We start from the raw sequence: 19,332 nt of genomic DNA, 5'->3' as shown, positions 1-19,332 counted from the left end.
CCCAGGGCCTGTCCGGCGAGCCCTTCCCGCGAGCACCCCACAGCCACCGACGACGCGCTCTTTCCGGAGGATCCCATGACCGCCCCCGACGACCGGCACCACATCCTCGACCTCACCCCCCGCGAGGCGCGCGCCGCGCACGCGCTGGCCGCGGCCTGCCTGGAGTCGTACAAGGCGGCGGACGACCCCCGGTTCCTGGACGAGGCGCCGGTCCTCGCGCACGAACTGCCGCTGACCGTGCGCCGCCATCTGAACTCGGCGCGGCGCGACGAGAACACCCATGTCACGCTCGTCCGCGGCAACCTCGTCGACCAGGCGGCGCTCGGCACCACCCCCGGCCACTGGCGGGCGGCGAACACCGAGTCGAGCCAGGTCCACGGCGCCCTGCTGGTGCTGTACGGGGCGCTGCTGGGCGATGTCACCGGCTGGGGCACCCAGCAGGAGGGCCGGCTGGTCACCGACATCGTGCCGAGCAAGGGCTACGAGAAGAGCCTGATCTCGGCCTCCAGCGAGCTGGAGCTGGCCTGGCACACCGAGGACGCCTTCTCGCCGTACCGGGCGGACTGGGTGGGGCTGTTCGCGCTGCGCAACGACCGTCAGGTGCCGACGACCGTCGCCCACGTGGACGTGCACCGGCTGCCCGACCGGATCCGCGCGGTGCTGTCGGAGCCGCGTTTCGTGGCCCTGCCGGACTCCGCGCACGAGTTCGCCGAGGGGTCCTTCGTACCGGAGCCGGTGCCGGTCCTGCAGGGCCATCCGGACCGGCCGGTGCTCCGTATCGACCGGGACTTCTTCCGTCCCCGCGACGGCGACCCCGAGGCCGCCGAAGCCCTCGCCCACATCATCGCCCACCTTGACGCCAACCTCACCGACGTGGTCGTACCCACCGGCGGGATCTGCTTCGTCGACAACCGCAACGTGGTGCACGGCCGGCGTCCCTTCCGCGCCGGGTTCGACGGCGGCGACCGCTGGCTGAAGCGGATCAACCTCGTCCGCGACCTGCGCCGCACCCGCCCCGGCCGGCTCGACGGATCCACCCGGGTCATCGGCTGAACTCCCCTACATCCCAGCAGACTTGGAGACGACCATGAACGCCACCGGCACCCCCGCCACCCGCCCGGCCGTCCTGCTCGTCGAGAGCCGCCGGGCCACCTTCACCGACCATGTCCTCGCCCGCGACGACGTCGACGTCGTCCTGCTGCGCTTCGACACCGTCCGGCTGACCGACGACTATCTCGCCCGCACCGCGCACGTGCCGACGTTCACCCTGGACACCTCGGCTCCCCTCCAGGACGAGGCCGCCCGCTATCTGCGCTGGATGAAGGGGACCAAGGGCCTGCCCCGGCCCACCCACTTCTGCAACCCCAACGAGGCGCTGCAGGCCGCGGCCCAGCGTTTCGCCGCCCTCGTGGACCTGCCGCACCTGAGCGAGGAGCAGGTGGGCTGGGTGCGCAACAAGATGACGATGAAGGACCGCTACGCCGAACTCGGTATCCCGCACGCCGCCTACCGGCCCGTGCACGCCCTGGAAGACGTCGTCGCGTTCGGCGACGAGCACGGCTGGCCGGTCATCCTCAAGCCCGTCGACGCCGACTCCTGCATCGGCACCTACCGCCTCGACTCCGCGGCAGACCTCGCCGGCGTACCGCCGCTCGACCCGGCCCTGGACTGGATGGCCGAGGAGTACATCAGGGGCCGCGAGTTCCAGCTGTGCGCGGTCGTCGCCCGCGGAGTGGTCCTGGACGCCTATCTCTCGAAGAACCCGGTGCCGATCCTGGAGGTCCTGGACGGCAAGATCAACGCCAACATCACCTACGCGCCCAGCGAGGAGATCCCGGTCGACGCCCGCGCGCTGGCGCAGCGGCTCACCGACGGTCTCGGCATCCCCTACGGCTATCTGCACGGCGAGTTCTTCCTCACCGACGACGGTGAGTTCGTGATGAGCGAGGTCGCGGCCCGGCTCAGCGGCTGCGAGGTGCCGATGAACCACGGCCTCGCCTACGGCTTCGACTTCCTGCACGTCATCCTCGACACCTACGTCGACCGGGTGCCGGTGCCCGATTACACCCTGGACCGTGCCGTCGGCGACCTGCTGCTGCCCACCGCGCCCGGCCGTGTCGTCCACATCAGCTCCGAGGAGGAGCTGCTCCGGCTGCCCGGGGTGATCGGCGCCCGGCTGACCGCCGCGCCCGGCGACGTCCTCGATCCGCCGCGCGCCTCGCACGCCTCCACGGGCTATGTGCACGTCGAGGGCGCCACCGCGGACGAGGTGGAGGAGCGGATGCAGGCCGTGCTGCGCCACTTCGAGCTGAAGGTGGACGAGTCGTGAACGCCCCGCTGTTCGCTCCGTACAGCGCGCTCGACGACTACGTGGCGGCCGTGGCGGCGGGTGCTGCGGGCGGCGGTCCGCTGCCGGTGTGGACGGGCGACCGCGCCGACCTGCTGGACGGGATCGCGCTGGCGGAGCAGGTCTACGGCGGCCGGCGCAGCCCCGAACCGGCCGACACCGGCGTCCTGTTCGGCGCCGAGCAGGTGCCCGCCGCCCTGCGGACGCTGCTCGACCCGCTGGCCCGCCGCTGGGTCACCGACCCGGCCGGGCTGCCCGAGGAGGGCTCCGTGCTGCTCGCCGGCGTCTACGGGCGGCTGCCCGGCGACGAGGTGCAGCCGGTCGTCGACGCCGCGCACGCGGCGGGCCGGCCGCTGTTCCTGTTGACCGGCCGGGATGTGCCCAGCCTGAGCTGGGTGGTGGCCAAGCAGTACGCGCAGGTCACGGCGGGCGCCGCGGTGGGCGTCGTCTCCGAGCTGGACGCGGCGGCACCGGTGCCGGGCGCGGACGTGTGGTGCGGCGCGGAGGACGTGCGCCGGGTGGATGTGAAGGAACTGGCGCTGGGCCGGGTGTGGCGCCGGGTGCTGTTCCATGGCAACGGCAAGGACGACCAGCTGAACCTGGGCCTGTTCACGCTGTGCGGGGCGAGCCCGGTCGCGGCCCGGCCCGGCGCTCCCGGCCCCAAGTGCTCCTACGGCCTCGGCTGCACCAAGCCCATGGACAAGCTGATCCCGGCCCGCGCGATCCGGGCGGCCGAACTGGTGCTGGCCAACTGCTTCAGCGGCGCGCTCGCCGGCCACGCCATGTACGACCCCAAGTACCTGATCCTGCTGAACGCCCTGGACGGCCCGGCGCAGACGGTGGTGGCCACCCTCACCGCCTGCGACGGCCAGCGTCCGGAGAACCTGGCCTGGCTCACGGCCGGCACCGTGGAGGCCGTCAACGACCGGCTGCGGGACATCAACCCGTACCCGGCGTTCGTCCAGGCGGGCCTGCGGTCCTCGGGATCACCGGAGCCGACGCGGCAGACGCGGCCGGCACAGGAGTCGCTGCCCGAGGGGGAGCCGCTGCCGCTGCACGCGCTCGGGGCCCGGCTGTCCGGTCTGCTGGACAGCGGTCTGCTCGGCGCGGAGTACCCGCTGCGGCCCCGGCTGCGGGCACTGTCGGACCGGCTGCTGCACGACGTGGTGCGTACGGTGGTGAACACACCGGAGGCCGAGGAGGCACTCGCCGCCGTCGCCAAGGAGACCACCTCCCTCGACCTGGCCCTCGCCCACCGCTTCGCCAAGCACCACGACGATCCCGTCCTGCAGTTCCCCACCTACTTCGGCGAGCGCAGCGTGGCCGAGGCGCCCGTGGCCCTGGACGCCCCGTGCGCCTGTGGCCGCCCGCTCGCCGCCTACCGGCGGCGCGGCCGGGTGCCGGTGGTCACCGACACCGTCCAGGTGGTCTGCGCGCGCTGCGGCGATGTCGCCAACACCCTCGCGGATTCGGCCGAGTTGACGGTGAAGGCGGCGGAGGACGTGGCGGCCGGCGCTACCCTCCACGTGGTGGTCGAGGCCGTGGCACGGCGCGCCGGGACGGTGAACCTGGGCATCGTGCTGCCGGTGTACCTCGACGCGAAGGTCGGCCCGGTGCTGCGCCGGGTGCAGGCGGACCGGGCCGGTGCGCGGGTACGGGCCGAGTTCACCCTCACGCCGTCCGGCGCCGCGACCCCGCAGGCGTACTACTTCTGCCCGTACGCCGTACAGGATCTCGGTATCTCCGTGTCCCGGGTGCACTTCACGCTGCATCCGGCGGACGGGAGCCACTGACCAGGCGCGAGCGGTGCCGAGGAAGGACGACGACGATGACGACGCAGACGGCGGCCGGGGACCCGGCCCGGAGCAGTTCGTGGGCGCCGCTCACGCACCGGGCCTTCCGGCGGCTGGCGGCCGGCCGGCTCCTGGTGTACTTCGCCAACGCCATGGCGCCGGTGGCCCTCGCCTTCGCCGTCCTGGACACGACCGGTTCGACGACGGACCTGGGTCTGGTGGTCGGCGCGCGCTCGCTGGCCAACGTGGCGTTGCTGCTGGTCGGCGGGGTGGTCGCCGACCGGGTGCGGCGCACGCTGGTGCTGCAGGGCTCGGCGCTGGCCGCGGCCGGCGTCCAGGCCGCGATCGCCGCGAGCGTGCTGCTGCACGCCGCGTCGATCCCGCTGCTGGTCCTGCTCAGCGCCCTCAACGGAGCACTCGCCGCGCTCTCCCTGCCCGCGTCCGCCGCGCTCACCCCGCAGACGGTGCCCGCCGAGCTGATCCGGCCGGCCAACGCCGTCATGCGGATGGGCACCAACCTCGGCGCGATCGCCGGTTCCTCGCTGGCCGGGGTGGTGGCCGCCGTGCTCGGACCCGGCTGGGGGCTCGCGGGCAACGCGGTGGCGTTCTGCGGTGCGGCTCTGTGCTTCCTCCGGGTGAGCGCCACGCCCGCGAAGGAGCCGGGGGAGGCGGGCGCCGCCGGGCCGGCCCGCCCGCTGCACGAACTGCGCGAGGGATGGCGGGAGTTCACCGCACGCTCCTGGGTGTGGATCGTGGTCCTGCAGTTCATGGTGGTCAACGCGGTGGTGGCCGGTGGCGTGCAGGTGCTGGGGCCGGTCGTCGCCGACGACACCTTCGGCCGTGGGGCGTGGGGCACGGTGCTGGCGGCGCAGATGGCGGGCGCGGTGGCCGGTGGTGTCCTGGCGGCCCGGCTGCGCCTGCGGCGCGGTCTGCTGCTCGGCGTGGCCCTGGTGGCGGTCGAGGCGGTCCCGCTGGTGGTCCTGGCGGAGGCGCCGGGCGCCGTGCTGCTGACGGTCGCGATGTTCGCCAACGGGCTGGCCCTGGAGCAGTTCGGGGTGGCCTGGGACGTCTCACTCCAGGAGAGCATCCCCGCCGACCGGCTCGCCCGCGTCTACGCCTATGACGCGCTCGGCTCCTTCGTGGCCCTGCCCATGGGCGAAATGGCCGCCGGCCCCCTGGCGGGCCACCTCGGCACCCACACCACTCTCCTGTCCGGCGCGGCACTGGTGGCCCTGGTGACGGCGGGGGCACTGTGCAGCCGCCAGGTGCGGACACTGACGTCGGCCTCGGCGCCGGCGCAGTCACTGGAGGCGGAGCCGGTGACCGGGTGAGCGGACACCCGGCCGGGCCATGGCATGAACCGCCCGCTCACACCCCGGACGCCGACACCCCGGACGCAGCCGAGCCCCGTTCCACCGCGGACTGGGCCAGCGATTCGGCGAGGATGCGCCAGATCTCCGCGGCCAGGTCGATGTTGGCGTCGGACTGTGCCTGCTCGGCCAGGGCCCGCAGCCCCTGGACGCCGCTGTCGTCGCCGGAGCGGATGCGCAGCTGGTGGCGGAGGATGTCCAGCCGTACCCGGTCCCGGTAGGTCATCCTCGGCTCCACCTCGGCGAGTTCGCCGAGCAGGACGCGGGCGTCGTCGTATCGGGCGGTGAGGAAGGCTAGGTCGGCCTTGAGCGCGGTCAGTTCCTGGCGCAGGCTCAGGGTGTCGACGAACGCGAGCGCGGGCTCGGCGGCCATGACGCACCGCTCGGCGGCCTCGGGGTCCGGCGGCAGCTTCTGCAGGTGCAGCCGGCCGGCCGCGAGCCGCAGCCGCAGCCACAGCAGGAGGTCCTCGCCGCTGCCGAACTTCTCCAGCGCCTCCTCCAGATAGCCCTGCGCCGCGGTGTGGTCGCCCTGTCGCAGGCGCACCGCGGCGGCGGTCCACATCGCCTCCGCCCACAACGCGTCCGACCGGCCCGCGACCAACTCGACCAGTTCGTCGGTGTGGGCCCGCGCGTCCGGCATCCGGCCCGCCTCGGCCTCCACCGAGACCAGGGCCAGCAGCACCGCGGCGCGGTCCTCCACCTCCAGGTCGTCCTCGCGGGCGAGGTGATGGGCCGTCATCGCGGCGTCGAGGGCGGCGTTGATCTCGCCCAGCGAGCGCAGACAGCGGGCGAGCCGGGTCAGCCCGCGCACCCGCAGGGCGACCAGCCCGACCGCGTCGCCGAGCCGTACCAGCTCCTCCAGGTAGTCCCGCTCGCCGATGTGGTCGCCCTGGACCCGTCGCTGCTGGGCCAGTTGCCACAGCGCTTGCCAGCGCAGCACCGGCGTCTCGTGTCCCTCGGCCGCCAGGGCCTCGCGGAGCGTCTCCATCGCCGCGTCGGAGCCGGTGGAGGCGACCAGCGTCAGCGCGTGGGCGAGTGAGCCGCCGGCGGGCTCCTCGAAGTCCGCCGCCTCCAGGCCGAGTTGTCCGGCGAGGTAGGCGACGGCCCGGTCGGTGGGCTGGCGTGCGCCGGACTCCAGCCGCGAGAGGTATCCCGTGGACATGCCGTCACCGGCCAGTGCGGTCTGGGACAGCCCACGGGCCTGTCGCAGTTTGCGGAGACGACGGCCGAACGCGGGCTGCTGCAGCATGTGACCATTCCCTGGGACAAGAGGGGTGGGGGCGGCCTCGGGGCGGGCGGGACGAGCCGCCGGCCGAGGGTCACCGAAAGTCACAACGAGCGTAGGTGGCTGGGCAAGTGCCGGGCAATGTTTTGCCAGATGCCGCGCCCTGGACCTCGTGCGAATCTCACGGGGCTCTCTTGCGTTCCTCAAGCGGTTCTTTACCGGATACGGGGAGCATCTCAAGCGCCAGCGGCGGTGCCTGCGCACTCGCCCGTCCGATGTCACGGGAGCTGTTGCCGTTCGTGTCCACGGGAGCTGTGCCCGTCCGTGCCCACGGGAGTCGTTCATGATGCACTCGGTTCCTGCCCGCCGCGCTGCCCGCCGGGGCCGCGCAGGCCGACCGGGACCGACGCGCGCTACGTCGTCCGACGACGACATCGGCTGGCCCAAGAGATGATCTTGCCTGACCGCTGCTCCGGGCGAAAGACCTGAGCGTTCGAGCAGATCTGGGCGTTCGAGCAGACCTGGGCGTCTCAGTTCAGGGCGGCCGACGCGCTCGCCCGCCGCAGGGCGTTCGCCAGATCCCGGGGCCCGTGCGGATCGTCGTAGCTGCCGCCGACCACGACCAGGGGCGGGCGTACTCCGAGTCCCGTGAGCCGCCGGGCGAGTTCGCAGGCGAGGGCACCGGCGCCGGAGTATCCGCCGAGGACGAGTCGGCCGTGCGAGCGGGCCAGTCCGCCGAGGGTTCGGGCCTGGCCGGCGTCCTCGTCCGCGGTGGGCCGCAGCGCGGCGAGCGCCTCCGGACCGCGGTAGTGCCGTACCAGCTCCCAGTGCCCTGTGCGCGGCGCGCCCGGCACGTCGATCAGGCAGACGGTCGCCGCCGTGGGCGCCGTGGCGCCGCGCAGCGCCACGAGCGGTGCCGTGTCGCGGGCGACGGGTCCGTCCGGTACCCGGGGGGTGGCGGTGTCCGGCAGCCAGGCCAGCACGTCCCCGACGGTGGTCGCGGCGGTCGCGACGCCGGGCAGCAGCCGCAACAGCCGTGCGGTGTGCGCCAGCAGAGTGCGGGCGGCGCCGTCGTCGACGAGCTCACGGTCGTACACGCAGGTGAGGACGAGACCGCGGTGGGCGTCGTGTCCGGCGCGCAGCCGGAGGGCGTATCCGGCGGGCGATCCGGCGGCCTCCTGCTCCTCCAGGCGTATGCCGTGCGCGGTGAGCGCCTCGCCGTAGGCGGCCTCGGGGCGCGGGCCGCAGTCGAAGGCGAGCAGGCCGCCGGCCCGTGCCCCGGCATCGCCGCCGGGAGCGGGATCCCCGGCCGAGGCCCATTCGTAGGAGGCCATGTCCATGGCCAGGTCGCGCAGGTCGCGCAGCAGTCCGGGCAGGCCCGTCGTGGCGTCGAGGGCGACCGTGACGGGCAGCGCGTTCTCGAACGGACCGGGGATGCCCTCGATGCCCTCCAGGAGCAGTCCCCGTCCCGGGAAGTCCAGGCCGAAGCCGACGGTCTCGGGTCCGGGCGCGGCCGCGGAGCCTCGGTAGAGAAGCATCGCCCACACCGCTTGGAGCACGCTGCTCTCCGCGACGCCCCAGCGGGCCGCCCAGTGCGTCAGAGCGGCGCTGCGGTCCGGGGACAGGGTGGTGCGCAGTACGCCGCTGCCTCCGCTGCCGAGGGGGCCGGCCGGCCCGGACCTGGGCTCGGCGGACGCGGCCGGCCGGTGGGCGGGCGGGCGCCGGAGGCCGTCGGCCGGGCCGGGATCCTGGGCGCCGAGCCAGCGGGCGCAGTCGCCCAGGTCGGGTCGGCGTTCACCACCGGGCAGCACCCCGTCGGCGAGGTAGGCGCGGCAGCACTCGCGCATCAGCAGCCGGACGCTCCAACTGTCCAGCAGGGCACGGTGATAGGTGACGAGTACGTCGGTGAAGGGTGCCGCCCCGTCGGCGGGGGCGCTGTCCAGCAGCGCCACCCGCAGCGCTCCGGGGCGCCGCAGGTCGAAGGCGCGGGCGCGCTCACGGGCGAGCAGCGCCGCGCGTCGGATCATGGTGCCGTGCCGGTGGCGTACGACGTCGGTGTCGCCGCACTCGAAGACGACGGCGCGGGGCCGCGGGTCCCATACGAAGGCGGTGCGCAGCACGCTCTCGCGCTCGCCGACGGCGTGCCAGGCCGCCTGGAAGCGTGCGGTGTCGAGGGGGCCGTACCAGCGCCAGACGATCTGTTCGACCTGGTGGTCGGGCCGGGCCAGGGCGTCGGTGAGCCGCTGCCGTTGCAGGGGGGTGACCGGCTGGGTGCGCGGCAGCGTCCCGCAGGGCCGGCCGGCCGGTCCCGTGGCCGGTCCGGCGTCGCCGCGGTCGTCGAGGTCGGGCTCGGGTGCGGCGGTGAGCAGGTCGGCGAGCAGTCCGACGGGATACGGCGCCGACGCGCCGCCCTCGCCGGGGAGTTCGACGGTGTGCAGGTCGGGGCCGTGCCGGAGCAGCCGGAGTCCCGGCTGCCGGGTTCCCGGACGGATCTCGGCGATGCGGTGCAGGGCGTGGTGGAAGCGGGCGGTGTCCAGCGGCCCGTGCAGTTCCAGGGACCCGTTGGCGCCCCGCTCGGGGTCGATCACCGCGCATACGGCGGCAGGCCGGCCATCGTTCATCGCCTCCCCCTCCTGGACAATCCGTGTGGCACGGACGTCTGCGCCCGGTTCAGCGGAGCGACGCGGCCGCGGCACCGCGGGGGCGGGACGCCCGGCGGCTCGGGACGGCAGGGGACGTCACCGGGTGCGCGCGCTCCGGCTGCTCCGACGGCGGTACGTGCCGGCTGATCTGGCGTTCTCCCATGCCCGCCTCCTCACACTCAGCCTCCCCACGCTAGCGCCGCCGCGTCCCGTCCGTCCGTGTTCTCCAGCGACCCCCGAACCGTCCCCGACCTGCGCTCGTGCGCCGTGAACGGCTCTCGCGCGGCACACCGGACGCCGACGTGGGCCACGTGGGCGGTGGCGCGATGCGCGGTCCGCTCACCACCGCGCGTGCGGCCCGCGTCCCTCCAGCAACTCCTGGCGCAGGCCCCGGATGCCCTCCGCCGGCGCCGTGCCGTGACGGTTCTCCTGGTCCGGGGCGCAGCACAGCACCCGGTCGTGACCGCCCGCGCGCAGGAGGCGTTCCGCGCGCGTTCCGCCGTGCTCGAACAGCCGGTGTCCCGACACCAGCAGTCGTACGGCCTCGTCGAGGCCGAGTACGCCCGCCACATATCCGGCGGCACAGCCACCGGCGCCCTCGCCGGCGACCGCCGCGACCCGCAGCACGTCCCACTCGCGCCACAGCCGCAGCAGCGCCACCTGGTAGGCGAACAGCGCGGTCCGCCGGAACTCGGGGCGGTGCAGCAGACCGGCGTCGACCCCGTCCTGTGGGGCGAACACGACGGCGGCCAGCGGCAGCGGCAGTCGCCGGTCCGCCACCCGGCACATCGCGTCGAACTCGCGCCGGAACTCGGCGAACGCCCCGTACAGCGCCCGCGCCACGACGGGGCGGACCCCCGGCCCCGAGGGGAACAGCACGGCCGTGTCTCCGGCAGCGTCGACGACGAGGGGCTGCCCTCTCAAAGCGGACCTGCCCATTCCGCTATTACGCCGTAATAGCCCGGCTCCGGCCCAGCCCGACGCCACTCTCACCCGCTGCCCCCTCTCCTGCGCCGCCCGGGGCACCGACCGTGGCGTCAGCCGCCTGAGAAACGGTCGAGAGGCGCTCGAACTCCACCGAACGAGTAAAACTCGGTGCGGCACAAAAAAATCGCTGCGCACTTTTTCACGTTCCGTGAAGCCATTCCGAAAACCTTCAGCCATTTAATGCCGATTTTCGGGAATTGCTTTCGGCCGGATTCGCTCGGCCGCCCCCGGCGGCTGGGGGCGCAGTAGTGAAACGCGCTGCACACCCCTACGTCAGGGCCGTTCGCGCACCACCTTGTAGGGGGGTGGGGACCGTTGCCAGGCCAGGACCGCACGCACCAGGATGGAATGGATAATCTCACCGCCCTGGCGCCCCGGACAGCATTTCGTTTTCCGGTGTTCGTCGCCGCGTGTGAAATAGACGACCTTGGAAACCGTGGGCCGTTCGCGGGCTGGAGGTAGGTGTGCGAGTTCAACCGATGCCCGGACTGAGCATCAGCGTCGACGCTCAGGGGCGCCTGGACGTGGTGCCGGAGTCGTCGGCTCCGGCCCGCGCCGTGCGCTGCGGTCCCGTCGGTACGGCGATGTGGCTCGCCCTGCGCCAGCACAGCGGCGATGTGCCGGCGGCGGCCCGGATGCTGGCGTCGATGTGGGGCACCGAACCCGCCAACACCCTTGCGGACCTGGACATCTGGGTCGATGAACTACGCGATGCGGGCCTGGTGCGCACCGAGCCCTGATCTCGCGCGTGCCGCGTTCCGCCACGGCTCGACCACCCCTGTAGGGGGTGTGGTCAAGCTGGTCCAGGTTAGGGGTGGACCAACCGAGACGGGGCGACTATGACGTTGGTCGGAAGGACCACGGCGATCAGGACCTTGACGGACGCCTTCACCGACTGTGCGGAGGGACTCTCCCGCACGGTGCTGGTGGAAGGCCCCACGGGGTGCGGCAAGAGTGCGCTGATGCATCTGCTGGTCGAACGGGCCGCGGCGGCGGGGGCCGTGGTGCTGTGCGCGACCGGCTTTCCGACCGAGCGCGCGACGGCGTGGGGTGTGGTGCGCCAGCTGCTGGCCGGCCACCCCGGGCTGGCGCTGTGGGAGAGCACGGCCGGACGGGCACCGCGTACCGAGGACATGCAGGCGCTCTGCGCCGAACTGCGCGAGGCCAGCGAGGGCAGCCCGCTGGTGCTGTGCGTGGACGACGTCCACCACGCCGACGACGAGTCCCTCGCCTTCGTCCAGTACCTCACCCGTTATGTACGGCCCGCCCGCATCCTGCTGGTGGTGGCCGGCACGGTCCATCACGAGACCGGTGACCCGGCGTTCGCGACCGAGCTGATGCGCCAGCCGACGTTCCGCCGGATCCGGCTGGAGCGTCTCGGACCGGCCGAGGCGACCGTGCTCGCCGAGCAGGCCGGCTGCCGCGCACACGCCTCGTCCCTGTACGAGGCCAGCGGCGGCAACCCCCTTCTGCTGCGTGCCCTCCTGGAGGAGCACACCCACACCGTCTCCGGCGCCGCCCGCTTCGTACCGGCCGACGCGGCACAGCTCGCGGCGGCACCGGCCGCGGCCGGCCCGCGCCGTACTCCCGTCGACCGTTCCCGGCCGGCGGCGTCGGCATCGCGCGGTCCGGTCCCGGGCATCGACGGTCCCTTCGTCCAGGCCGTGCACGCCTGTCTGCACCGTGCGGGCGCCACCGCCGCAGCGGTCGCCCAGGCCGCCGCGCTGCTGGACGAGGCCGCCACCCCGGAGCTGATCGCGGAGCTGACCGGCATCGCGCCGCCCGCCCTGCGGCAGGGCCTGGCCGGCCTGCAGGGCGCCGGTCTGCTGAACGACGCCGGCTTCTCGCACCCCGCCGTACGCGACGCCGTCCTCAGCGCCCTGTCCCCCGCCGCCCTGGTCGCCCTGCACCGCCGGGCGGCCCCGATGCTGCAACGCCACGGCCGGCCCACGGTCAAGGCCGCCCGGCATCTGCTGTCCGCCGCCGCGCTGGCCGGTACCGCCTGGTCGGCCACCGGCGAGGAGACGGAACTGCTCTGCGACGCCGCCGAGAGCCGGCTGGCCGAGGACGACGGCCGTGGCGCGCTCGGCCTGCTGCAGGCGGCCCACCGGCTGTGCCGGGACGACGCGCGGCGGGACGGCGTGGCGATCCGGCTCGCCCAGGTCACCTGGCGTTTCGACCCGGCCGCCGCCGAACGGCTGGTCGCCGGCCCGCTCGCGGCGCTGCAAGAGGGCCGGCTCGACGGCGAGGGCGCCCAGCCGCTGTCCCAACTGCTCCTGCTGCAGGGCCGGCTCACCGAAGCGGCACGCCTGCTCGGTGACGGAGACCCCGAGGGCGAGGAGCCGGGCGCCTCACCGCTGGACGTGGTGATCGACGCCGGTTCCGCCGCCGAACGCCTGCTCCGCTCGGCCGGCCCCGCCGAGGCGACGATGACACCGATCGTGCAGGCGCTGCGCTCACTGCTGCTGTCCGACCACCCGGAGCGGGCCGTGCCCTGGAGCCGCACCCTGCTGGAGGACGCGGAACGGCGCGACGCGCCGGGCTGGGCCGCGGTGTTCGCCACGCTGCACGCTCAGGCGCTGCTGCGCATCGGCGACCTGACCGAGGCCTGCGCCTATGCGAGCCGGGCCCTCGACATGCTTCCCGAGCGCAGCGGCGGGACGTTCCCGTACGCGGCGACGGTGGTGCTGATCCGCGCCCACAGCGCCATGGGCCACTACACGGAGGCCTCCCGGCTGTGCGACCGGCCGGTGCCCGCGGGCCTGCTGGACAGCCTGGACGGGCTGGCCTTCCTGCACGCGCGCGGGGTGCATCACCTGACGGGCAATCAGCCGCAGGCCGCCCTCACCGACTTCCTGACCGTGGGCCGGATCATGGAGGCCCAGGGCATCGACCGGCCGGCCTTCCTGCCGTGGCGCACCGACGCCGCCGAGGCGCTGCTGCGGCTGGGCAAGTCCCAGCAGGCCGAACGGCTCGTGCTGCAGCAGCTGGCGCTGGCGGACGCCCGCCGGCCCTGGGTGCGTGGGGTCTCGCTGCACCAGCGGGCGCTGACCACCGCGGCGCCGCGGCAGCGCATCTCGCTGCTGGAGCAGGCGGTGAACGAACTGCACCGGTCGGGCGACCGGCTGGCCACGGCCCGTGCGATGGCCGATCTCGGCAGGGCCCGGCAGTCGGAGGCGGGTGCGCCGGTGAAGGGTACGGCGACGATCAGGGCGGCGTGGAACCTGGCGAAGGAGTGCGGCGCGACCGCGCTCTGCAAGGAGATCCTGCCCGACGCCCCGCTCAGCGGTCCCACCCCGGACCGTGCCGAGCGGCCCGGCCCGGACCGGCCGGAGGGCAAGCTGAGCAGTTCCGAGCAGCGGGTGGCGACGCTCGCCGCGCAGGGCCTGACCAACCGGGAGATCTCCGCGAAGCTCTACCTCACCGTCAGCACCGTCGAGCAGCATCTGACGAAGGTGTACCGCAAGCTCCAGATCAGCGGACGCGGCGATCTGCCGTTCGACTTCGAGCTGTCCGTGGACGGCGCGTCCACGGCGGCCGGCCAACTGGTTAGGGGTGACTGACGGGTTCCCCCTGCCGACCCGGGCGGTATTGGCTCGTACGACGTATACGCACGACACGACACGACACACAGAGGATGAGGACTGCAATGGCTTGGGACAAGAAGTTCGAGGAACTGCTGCGTGACTATCTGCCGTTCCTCGACACGGACGAACCGCTGGAGGCCGACACGGACCTCAGGGTCTCGGGCCTGGACTCGCTGGGCGCGGTGGAACTGCTGGGTTCGCTGGAGAGCGCCTACGACATCCGCTTCATGGACGAGGCCCTGTCCCTGGAGACCTTCGCCACGCCGGCGGTCCTGTGGGAGACGGTGACCCGGCTGCAGACAGCCGCCTGAGCCGGCCCGGAACATGCCGAAACCGCCGTCCCCGGATGGCGGTTCGGCGGTTCAGCAGTGGGTCGGGGCGTATGTCACGCAGCGAACAGGTCGAAGGTCGAGGTACGGCGCGGCCCCGCCAGCACGTCCAGCTGCGGATCGACCGCCAGCATGGCCTGGTGCATACGCTGCAGCTGCGGGGAGGGCTCCACACCCAGTTCCTCGATGAGCCGCATGCGCAGCCTGCGGTAGACCTCCAGCGCGGTGGCCTGCCGGCCCGAGCGGTACATCGCCACCATGGCCTGCGAGTGCAGTCCCTCGTGGTGCGGATGGCGGGCGGTCATCTCGGTCAGCTCGGCGATCAGCTCCGAGTGGCGGCCGAGCCGCAGGTCGGCGTCGATGCGCCGCTCCACGGTGACCAGCCTGCTCTCCTGCAGCCGCATCACCTCGATATCGAGGACCGGCCCGAGCTTCACATCCACCAGCGGTCCGCCGGTCCACAGGTCGAGTGCCGTGCGGAACCGTGCCGCCGACACCTCGTTGTCGCCGTCCTCGAACGCGGACTGTCCCTGCCGGGCCAGATCCTCGTACTGGTGCACGTCGACACAGTCTCTGTCGATCTGCAGCAGATATCCGCCGTGCCGGGTGGCGAGAACGTCCTTGGCCCCGGTCGGCGCGCCCGGCCCCATGGCCGTACCGAGCCTCCTGCGCAGTTGAAGTATGTATGTCTGAAGGGTCGTCAGAGCGCTCGCCGGAGGTTCGGTTCCCCAGAGTTCCTCCATGAGCGTGGGAACGGGCATGACCCGTCCCGGATAGAGCGCCAGCAGCGACAGAATCTGCCGCGGCTTACCGGCCGTCGGAACGATTGATCCCCCGTTGACCTCGGCACTCAACGGACCCAGAACCTGAATCTTCATGGTGGCCTCCCCACCTCGTCGAGTTCCTTGTCCAGTTCCTTTTGGTGGCCAGAAATCTCCGCCACTACGCACGCTAGCCGTGTCCGTGCCCCTCAAGCGATTTTCTGTAGCGGTCTTCTAGCGGTGCTCCAAGTGGGGTGTTGCGCTGGGCCGTTGAGCCACTCAAGAACACATGTACCCATGCTGGAATTGAACTCTTGGTTCCGGTCTGGATTTCCAGGAAACGGATAACGTCGTGATCCGTACCCTTTTCTGACCGCCCGCCGACGTGAATGGAGACGCGATGGAAGCGAAGGTTTCCGCCTCCTCGGTCACCGCACCGCGGGCGACGGTCCCCGCGGTGCGCCTGTGGCTGTTTCCGCACGCGGGCGGCTCAGCGCTGATGTACCAGAACTGGCCGCCCCTGTTCCCGGCCGGCTGGCGGGTGACGGCGCTGGACGCACCCGGCCACGGCACGCTGATGGACCAGCCTCCGCTGAGCGACGGTGACGCCCTGGTGGCACACCATCTCAAGCGGTTGATCCGCGAACTGGACGCCTCTGACGCCCCGTTCGCGCTGTTCGGCCACAGCATGGGTGCCCTGGTCGCGTACGAGCTGGCCCGCAGGCTGACCGATCGGGGGCGCGCGCCGGTGTGGCTGGGCCTGTCGGCCTGCGGCGCGCCCCGCCAGGACGCCCCGCCGGTGCCGGTCCGCTCCCGGGAGTTGTCCGACGAGGAACTGCGGCGCCAGGTCGCCCGGCTCGGCGGCACCCCGCCCCGGGTGCTGAACCACCCCGGTCTGTGGCGGCACTTCGCGCCGGTCATCCGAGCCGACCTGCAGCTGGTGGAGAGCTGGCGTCCGGCGCCGGCCGACGGACCCCTGGCGGTGCCGGTGTCCGTGTTCGGCGGTGCCGAGGACGCGGTGGTGGGCCCGCAGGCCCTGGAACGCTGGGGCGAGCGGTGCGCACGGCCGCCGGCGATGCACATCTTCCCGGGCGGCCACTTCTACTTCCAGGACGACCTCGACGCCGTGACCCACGCGGTGGCCAACGACGTGACGACGGCCCTGCACCACTCGCCCGCGTCCACAGCCGGCCGCTGACCTCTCAGGCCTGCGCATACTCCTGGGCTTGCGCACACTCCCGGGCCTAGGCATACGCCGCGCCCACGGGCTCGGGCAGCGCGATGATGTGCGGTGTCGACCGGCCCCAGGGAAATCCGTGGTGCAGCTCAAGCTGGGGCGCGGCGTCGTCGTCGGCGGGTACGGCCACGGCGGCCAGCACGTCCGGTACCGGCTCCAGCTCCAGGAACCGCCAGCGCCCGGCCAGATCGTCGGCGGGCGGACGGAAGGCGAGCACCCCCCGGTCGTCGGCCAGGGAGAAGGAGAACTCGTCGAAGGGCAGGCCGAGTCCCAGTCCACGAGCCTTGGAGTAGGCCTCCTTCAGGGTCCACAGCCTGAGCACCCGCCGGTCGTGCTGCCGCCCCGGGGGCGCACCGGCCACCCACTGCTGCTCCTCGGGGGTGAACGTGGTCAGGATGGTCTCCAGGGCCCGTGCCTCACGCGCGAGGCCTTCGACGTCGACGCCGATGCGCTGGCTGCGGACGATGCCGAGCAGGCTGTAGCCGCCGGCGTGGGAGAGGTTGAAGTCCAGGTGGTCGCCGCCGCGCGGCAGTCCGCCGGCCAGCGGCTGGAGGAAGGGCCGCCCGCGTGAGGAACGCCAGATGACCAGCTCGGCCTCGGCGAGGCCGGCTTCCAGCGCCAGCGCCCGGCGGACCAGGGTGTGGGCGACGAGGTACTGCCGGCGGTCGCGTTCGAAGAGGAACCGGGCCGCGGTCTTGTGTTCACGCTCGTCGAGCCAGTGCGAGGCCAGGACCCCGGCGATGGCGGGCGGGAGGGCGTCGTTGGGGCACAGCCACAGCTTCACCGGGGCCGCCGTCTCCTGGAGCGGTGCGGGCCCGGCGCTGAGGGACTCCGATGCGGTGATCGTCATGGTGTGGGTTCATCCGTGATCGGTTCGCCGTCCGGCAGCGGACGGCGCGACGTCGCGGCTCGGGGGCCGCCGTGGTCCACGGGTCGTGGCCCGTTCAGGCGGAACGGTCTGCCAGGAGTGCGGCGGCCTCGTCGACGCCGATCAGGTCGCCGCGCACCGCGTCGAGGAGCGCGACCACCTCCTCCTGGGACAGCGGGGGTCGCTGCGCGGCCGCGGCGGCCGGCGGCTCCTGCCCCGTACCGGCGGGGGCGGATGCGGGTCGGATCTCGGCGTCCAGCGCCGTGGACGTCACCGTGCCCCGGGTACGGGAGGCGACGTAGGCGGCCATGGCGGCGAGGCTGGGATGCTCATGGACGGTGACGGGACGTTCGCTCAGACCGTAGGCACGGTTGACACCGGCGACGAAGTCCGCGGCCAGGATGGAGTCGATGCCCAGCTCGGCGAAGGCGGCACCGCCGTCGATCTCCCAGTGGTCACAGTGCAGGATCCGCGCCAGCTGCTCGCGCAGCACCTGCAGCACCTCGGCGGAGGCACCGGGGTCCGCGGCCGCGGGAGCCTCGTCGGCGCCACGGCGGACGGCCGCCACATGCTCGGCGAGGAGAGCCGGCGTGGAGTACTCGTAGAGTGCCGCGCCGGTGATCCGGACGCCGAAGCGCTGGGCGACGGCCGCGACGAACTCGACGGTGAGCAGGGAGTCCAGGCCGAGGACGGGGAAGGGCTGTTCGGGGTCGACCCGGTCGGGATCGGCGTGTACGACACCGGCCAGCACGGCCGTGAGCTCGGCAAGAATGTCTCCGTGGGCACCGGACGCTGCCGTCGGCTCACTGGTCATGGTGGATGCCTCCAAGGATCGGCCCCCGCACCGGAGGGTCAGTGGGTCGGTGCCAGGGGTTCGGCGTGCGGGACGTGCGCGGCTCGGACGCCGCGGGCCGGGGCCACCGGGCCCAGCGTGGTCTCGGGTGCGGCCGTCAGGATCGAGTGCTGGAGCCGGCGCAGCCGCGGCGACGGTTCCAGGCCCAGGTCGCGCCCGAGGGTGGTGCGCAGTTGCTGGTAGGCGTCGAGCGCCTCGCCGCGCCGCCCCGAGCGGTGCAGCGCGATCATGAACTGGGCGTGCAGGTTCTCATGGGTGCGGTAGCGGCTCGTCAGCACCGTCAGTTCGGCCAGCACTTCGCGGTGCCGGCCGAGCCGCAGGTCCGCGTCGATGCGCTGGTCGAGCGCGCAGAGCCGGCTCTCGTCGAGACGCTTGGCCTCCATGGCGAGCTGGACCCCGGTGCGCACGTCCGCGAAGGCGGAGCCCGACCACAGTTCCAGGGCGGTGGCGAGGGTGCGTGAGGCGCCCGCGAAGTCACCGGCATCCATGGCTCGGTAGCCCTGTCCCGCCAGCCGCTCGAACTCCCGGACGTCACTGGTGCCGCCGCCGGAGGAGAGCAGATATCCGCCCGGCAGGGTGAGCAGCACGTCCTTGGCGGTGCGCCGTTCCGGGGCGGCACCGGACTGCTGCCCGCCGTCGCGGACCAGCGCCGCCGCGATGAGCTCGCGCAGTTGCAGCACATAGGTCTGCAGAGTGGTGCGCGCGCTGCGCGGTGGCCGGCCCGACCACAGTTCCTCGATGAGTGAGGCGACCGGCACCACCCGGTCCGCATGGAGCGCCAGCAGCGCCAGTACCTGGCGTGGCTTTGGCGCCGTCGGGGCGACGGACGCCCCGTTCTCCCTCACATCCAGTGCGCCCAGTACCTCGATGTCCACGCCGTCTCCCCTAGTCCACATGCGCTGCTGGCACTACACGATTTAAAAACAGCACGAACGGTATGTCAATACCAGACCGCATGTCCTGTTTTTAACAACCCTCAAGCGGTAGTGCAGCACGCCCTGAGACCGTCAACCACCTGGGAAGTTACCGCGCGACACATGTTTCTGACGATGCGTCATGCAAAATCTCGAACCGGCGCACGCCCTGCCAGGAGGGAAGTGCCGTTTACTCCTGAGAGGAACAGACCAACCACCCTTACCTGATCTCCACTAAACAGACCGGCAGGTTTGATCTGTCGGGGCTACTGCGGGGGGTTGCCGTGCTTGCGGGAGGGCAGCTCGGCGTGCTTGCGGTGGAGCATGGCCAGCGAGCGAATGAGCACTTCGCGGGTCTGGGCCGGGTCGATGACGTCGTCCACGAGCCCGCGCTCGGCCGCGTAGTACGGGTGCATCAG

At 72.8% G+C, this 19,332-nt stretch carries 17 protein-coding genes; 8 read left to right on the top strand and 9 right to left on the bottom strand.

The window, feature by feature from the left end:
- Window positions 1-75: 75 nt before the first annotated feature.
- Genes gntD through IE277_RS40855 form a run of 4 tightly spaced genes read left to right on the top strand, consistent with a single transcriptional unit; the run spans window position 76 to window position 5,471 of the window.
- Window positions 76-1,053, top strand: a complete 978-nt coding sequence (gene gntD, locus IE277_RS40870; protein ID WP_189958792.1) for a guanitoxin biosynthesis L-enduracididine beta-hydroxylase GntD — start codon at window positions 76-78, stop codon at window positions 1,051-1,053.
- A gap of 34 nt (window positions 1,054-1,087) precedes the next feature.
- Window positions 1,088-2,329 (top strand): ATP-grasp domain-containing protein, encoded by a 1,242-nt coding sequence (locus IE277_RS40865; RefSeq protein WP_189958791.1) that lies wholly within the window; start codon window positions 1,088-1,090, stop codon window positions 2,327-2,329.
- Window positions 2,326-4,140 carry a hypothetical protein gene (locus tag IE277_RS40860; protein WP_189958790.1) on the top strand — a complete coding sequence of 605 codons (1,815 nt, stop codon included), beginning with the start codon at window positions 2,326-2,328 and terminating at the stop codon, window positions 4,138-4,140. The genes IE277_RS40865 and IE277_RS40860 overlap by 4 nt, the downstream gene beginning before the upstream one ends.
- Before the next feature lie 35 nt (window positions 4,141-4,175).
- A complete protein-coding gene (locus IE277_RS40855) occupies window positions 4,176-5,471 on the top strand; it encodes an MFS transporter (protein ID WP_189958789.1) in 1,296 nt (431 codons plus the stop codon).
- Between the two features lie 37 nt (window positions 5,472-5,508).
- Here IE277_RS40855 and IE277_RS40850 read toward each other — a convergent pair whose 3' ends face one another.
- From IE277_RS40850 to IE277_RS40840, 4 genes are all read right to left on the bottom strand, one after another.
- A complete protein-coding gene (locus IE277_RS40850) occupies window positions 5,509-6,759 on the bottom strand; it encodes a helix-turn-helix domain-containing protein (RefSeq protein WP_189958788.1) in 1,251 nt (416 codons plus the stop codon).
- A 506-nt stretch (window positions 6,760-7,265) separates the two neighbouring features.
- A complete protein-coding gene (locus IE277_RS40845; protein ID WP_189958787.1) occupies window positions 7,266-9,356 on the bottom strand; it encodes a condensation domain-containing protein in 2,091 nt (696 codons plus the stop codon).
- Window positions 9,357-9,405: 49 nt separating this feature from the next.
- Window positions 9,406-9,540 carry a hypothetical protein gene (locus IE277_RS49045; protein WP_268252719.1) on the bottom strand — a complete coding sequence of 45 codons (135 nt, stop codon included), beginning with the start codon at window positions 9,538-9,540 and terminating at the stop codon, window positions 9,406-9,408.
- 176 nt (window positions 9,541-9,716) lie between these two features.
- Window positions 9,717-10,301: a hypothetical protein gene (locus tag IE277_RS40840; protein ID WP_189958786.1), complete on the bottom strand. Its 585-nt coding sequence runs from the start codon at window positions 10,299-10,301 to the stop codon at window positions 9,717-9,719.
- 542 nt (window positions 10,302-10,843) lie between these two features.
- On the opposite strand from IE277_RS40840, the gene IE277_RS40835 reads away from it, so the two are divergent.
- The 3 genes from IE277_RS40835 to IE277_RS40825 all read left to right on the top strand — a co-directional run bounded on the left by IE277_RS40835 (window position 10,844) and on the right by IE277_RS40825 (window position 14,262).
- Window positions 10,844-11,104, top strand: coding sequence for a PqqD family peptide modification chaperone (locus tag IE277_RS40835; RefSeq protein WP_189958785.1), 261 nt, complete (start codon window positions 10,844-10,846; stop codon window positions 11,102-11,104).
- Window positions 11,105-11,203: 99 nt separating this feature from the next.
- On the top strand, window positions 11,204-13,927 hold the full coding sequence (locus tag IE277_RS40830) for a helix-turn-helix transcriptional regulator (RefSeq protein WP_189958784.1): 2,724 nt from the start codon (window positions 11,204-11,206) through the stop codon (window positions 13,925-13,927).
- A gap of 86 nt (window positions 13,928-14,013) precedes the next feature.
- Window positions 14,014-14,262 carry a phosphopantetheine-binding protein gene (locus IE277_RS40825; protein WP_189958783.1) on the top strand — a complete coding sequence of 83 codons (249 nt, stop codon included), beginning with the start codon at window positions 14,014-14,016 and terminating at the stop codon, window positions 14,260-14,262.
- A 74-nt stretch (window positions 14,263-14,336) separates the two neighbouring features.
- Here the strand turns inward: IE277_RS40825 and IE277_RS40820 are convergent, their stop codons facing one another.
- Window positions 14,337-15,158 (bottom strand): AfsR/SARP family transcriptional regulator, encoded by an 822-nt coding sequence (locus IE277_RS40820; protein ID WP_189958782.1) that lies wholly within the window; start codon window positions 15,156-15,158, stop codon window positions 14,337-14,339.
- A 283-nt stretch (window positions 15,159-15,441) separates the two neighbouring features.
- On the opposite strand from IE277_RS40820, the gene IE277_RS40815 reads away from it, so the two are divergent.
- Entirely contained in the window at window positions 15,442-16,239 is a 798-nt protein-coding gene (locus tag IE277_RS40815; protein ID WP_229882372.1) for a thioesterase II family protein, read from the top strand.
- Between the two features lie 46 nt (window positions 16,240-16,285).
- Here the strand turns inward: IE277_RS40815 and IE277_RS40810 are convergent, their stop codons facing one another.
- The 4 genes from IE277_RS40810 to IE277_RS40795 form a co-directional block, all read right to left on the bottom strand.
- Window positions 16,286-17,128: a 4'-phosphopantetheinyl transferase family protein gene (locus tag IE277_RS40810; RefSeq protein WP_189958781.1), complete on the bottom strand. Its 843-nt coding sequence runs from the start codon at window positions 17,126-17,128 to the stop codon at window positions 16,286-16,288.
- Between the two features lie 94 nt (window positions 17,129-17,222).
- Window positions 17,223-17,960: an acyl carrier protein gene (locus IE277_RS40805; RefSeq protein ID WP_189958780.1), complete on the bottom strand. Its 738-nt coding sequence runs from the start codon at window positions 17,958-17,960 to the stop codon at window positions 17,223-17,225.
- A gap of 38 nt (window positions 17,961-17,998) precedes the next feature.
- Window positions 17,999-18,874, bottom strand: coding sequence for an AfsR/SARP family transcriptional regulator (locus IE277_RS40800; protein WP_189958779.1), 876 nt, complete (start codon window positions 18,872-18,874; stop codon window positions 17,999-18,001).
- Between the two features lie 305 nt (window positions 18,875-19,179).
- On the bottom strand, window positions 19,180-19,332 hold a 153-nt coding region (locus IE277_RS40795), incomplete at its 5' end, for a carboxyl transferase domain-containing protein (RefSeq protein ID WP_189958778.1).

Origin of the sequence: Streptomyces alanosinicus (assembly GCF_014650595.1) — a bacterium.
Taxonomy (GTDB): Bacteria; Actinomycetota; Actinomycetes; order Streptomycetales; family Streptomycetaceae; genus Streptomyces; species Streptomyces alanosinicus.
This window is presented reverse-complemented; position numbering and strand designations above follow the sequence as displayed.